The sequence below is a fragment of the uncultured Marinobacter sp. genome (assembly GCF_963974375.1).
Taxonomy (GTDB): domain Bacteria; phylum Pseudomonadota; class Gammaproteobacteria; order Pseudomonadales; family Oleiphilaceae; genus Marinobacter.
Genome location: NZ_CAXBDN010000363.1, coordinates 1 through 3,204, shown reverse-complemented (window position 1 = coordinate 3,204; position 3,204 = coordinate 1). Strand labels below are relative to the sequence as shown.

Sequence of the window (3,204 nt, the reverse complement as noted above, 5' to 3'; positions counted from 1 at the left end):
TGCCAGGGCTGATCGCTTCGTGCCCCTGGCAGAAGTACGCAGGATGCCAGGCTTCACTGCGCAGCTGGTAGCGGGCCATGAGGAGAGGACAGCGTTGCGCTTTCTGGATCAGCATGAGTCGCTGCCAGAGCTCAGATATACCCGTACCGAGCGTGCAGGCCGCGACTGGTTCGTGGTTTACCTCGGGCAATTCGGAGATCGTGAGCAGGCCAGAGCATCACTGCCGGCGCTGCCCGATACGGTACGAAAATTGCAACCCTGGATCCGGCCGTTCAGCGAGTTTTGAAGCGTGCCGCCGCGCTCAAAGTGCTGACTGGCGGCCAGTGAAGCCCGGCAGAAAATAGCGGGCGTTTGTGTGGGTACTTCCACGTGTGTAAAATAGCCGGCCCCCATTTTCAGTGTCAAAGGGTATTGTATAGAAAGTAATATTTTAACTCTTTGATTGAAAAGCATTTCTACTCGAGAGAACGCTTTATGATGACAGGTTTGTATCATCCCGACGAATTCAGGGACAACTGTGGTTTCGGTCTGATCGCCCATATGAAGGGTCAGCAAAGCCACAAGTTGTTGCAAACTGCCATCGAGTCGCTGACCTGCATGACCCACCGAGGTGGTATCGCTGCAGACGGCAAGACCGGCGATGGTTGTGGCCTGCTTATTCAGAGCCCGGACGGGTTTCTGCGCAAGGCGGCAATTGCCGCGTTTGGCAAGAACCCGGGAGAGCGCTTCGCTGTTGGCCAGATTTTTCTGAGCCAGGATGCGGCGAAGGCTGCTGCCGGGCGTGCTGCACTTGAGTCCCGACTTACTGAACAGGGGCTTGAGGTGATTGGCTGGCGTGAGGTTCCGACCAACAGTGACTGTCTCGGGCCCATGGCACTGGATTGCCTGCCACGTATTGAGCAGGTGTTTGTTGAGCCGGGCAAGGATCAGAACGAAACCGAATTCGCCATCAATCTGTTCATCGGGCGTCGTCATGCCGAGCGGGACATGGCAGACGATGAGGAGTTCTATGTCTGCAGCCTTTCCCACAAGACGCTGTCATACAAGGGCCTGATGATGCCGGCAGACCTGGCCAGCTTTTACCCGGATCTGGGTGACCCTGAGCTGGAAACCGCCATCTGTGTCTTTCACCAGCGCTTCTCCACCAATACCATGCCGAAATGGCCGCTGGCCCAGCCGTTCCGTTATCTGGCCCACAATGGTGAGATCAACACCATCACCGGTAACCGTAACTGGGCCATTGCCCGGGCAGCCAAGTTCAGCTCTCCGAACCTTCCGGACCTCCAGACCCTGCAACCTCTCGTTAACCTGACGGGGTCAGACTCCTCAAGCATGGATAACATGCTGGAAGTGCTGCTTGCCGGCGGTGTCGATCTGTTCCGTGCGGCGCGGATGATGATTCCTCCGGCCTGGCAGAACGTCGACACCATGGACTCCGAGCTGCGGGCGTTCTACGAATACAACTCCATGCACATGGAGGCCTGGGACGGCCCGGCGGGTCTGGTGCTGTCAGATGGCCGCTACGCTGTGTGTATGCTCGACCGCAACGGCCTGCGGCCGGCGCGCTGGGTAGTGACGAAAGACGATTTCATTACCCTGGCCTCAGAAATCGGCACCTATGGCTACACCCCGGAAGACGTGGTGGCCAAAGGCCGTGTCGGTCCCGGACAGATGCTGGCAATTGATACCAAAAGTGGCGAGGTCCTGCATACCCAGGATGTGGACAGTCGCCTGAAAAGCGCGCAGCCCTACAAGAAGTGGCTGAAAGAAAATGCGTTGCGTGTCGAATCGACACTGAACGCGCCTGCGCCAGAGTTCACCCTGATGGACAGCGACGAGCTTCTGGTGCACCAGAAAATGTTCATGGTGTCCTATGAGGAGCGTGACCAGGTGCTGCGGCCACTGGCCGAGAGTGGTCAGGAAGCGGTTGGATCCATGGGTGATGATACCCCCATGGCCGTGCTGTCCAGCAAGGTGCGCCACACCGCTGACTATTTCCGGCAGAAGTTTGCTCAGGTCACCAATCCGGCCATTGACCCGCTGCGCGAAGCTATTGTCATGTCCCTGGAAACCTGTCTCGGGGCTGAACAGAATGTATTCGAAGAGTCTGCAGAGCACGCCAACCGGATTATTCTGACCACGCCGGTGCTGTCGCCGGCAAAGTTCCTGCAGATTGAGGGGAATCAGCGCCGCGGCTTTGAAGTGGCAAAGATTCGTCTGAGCTATGCCCCCGAGCTTGGTCTCAGGCAGGCCATCAAAGACCTCTGTGATCAGGCGGCCAACGCGGTTCGTGGCGGCAAGGTGCTGCTGATTCTCAGTGACAAGGATCTGGCGGAAGGTGAACTACCTCTGAATGCACTGATGGCCACAGGTGCCGTACACCACCACCTCGTGCAGCAGGGACTCCGGTGTGATTCCAATATTATTGTGGAAAGTGGCTGGGCGCGAGATCCCCACCACTTCGCAGTTCTGTTCGGATTTGGTGCGACGGCAGTCTATCCATACCTGTCTTACCAGATCATCAATGATCTGATCCGCACCGGCGAAATGCTGATGGATCCGATTGAGGCCAAGAACAACTATCGCAAGGGCATCAACAAGGGCCTGCTGAAAATCCTGTCCAAAATGGGTATTTCCACCATCGCCTCCTACCGCGGCGCCCAGCTGTTCGAAGCGATCGGTATTGCGGATGAGGTTGTTGATCTGTGCTTCCCCGGTGTGGCCAGTCGCATTCAGGGTGCCGGGTTCTACGAGTTCCAGCAGGACCAGGAGCAACTGGCAGGGGTTGCCTGGAAGCGTCGCAAGGCGATTTCCCAGGGTGGCCTCCTCAAATACGTTCACGGCCAGGAATATCACGCCTTCAATCCGGATGTGGTAAGTACCCTGCAGGACGCGGTGATCAGTGGCGAATACGGTCAGTATCGTGAATACGCCGCGCTGGTGAACGAGCGGCCGGTAACAACGCTCCGTGATCTGTTTGGCTTCCGCAAGGACATAAAGGCGATTGATCTGTCGGAAGTGGAGCCGGTGGATGCGATCTTCCTCCGCTTCGATTCGGCGGCCATGTCACTCGGTGCGCTCTCGCCAGAGGCCCACGAGGCGCTGGCGGTTGCCATGAATACCCTGGGTGGTCGCTCCAACAGCGGTGAAGGTGGAGAAGATCCGGCCCGTTACGGTACCGAGAAGCGCTCCAAGATCAAACAG

Annotated in this window: 2 protein-coding genes; both read left to right on the top strand. The window is 57.6% G+C overall.

Features of this window, described 5'->3' with window-relative positions:
* On the top strand, positions 1 to 286 hold a 286-nt coding region (locus tag AAC035_RS20055), incomplete at its 5' end, for an SPOR domain-containing protein (protein WP_339806886.1).
* Between the two features lie 188 nt (positions 287 to 474).
* Positions 475 to 3,204, top strand: a 2,730-nt coding sequence (gene gltB, locus AAC035_RS20050) for a glutamate synthase large subunit (protein WP_339806884.1), incomplete at its 3' end; no start/stop codon positions are given.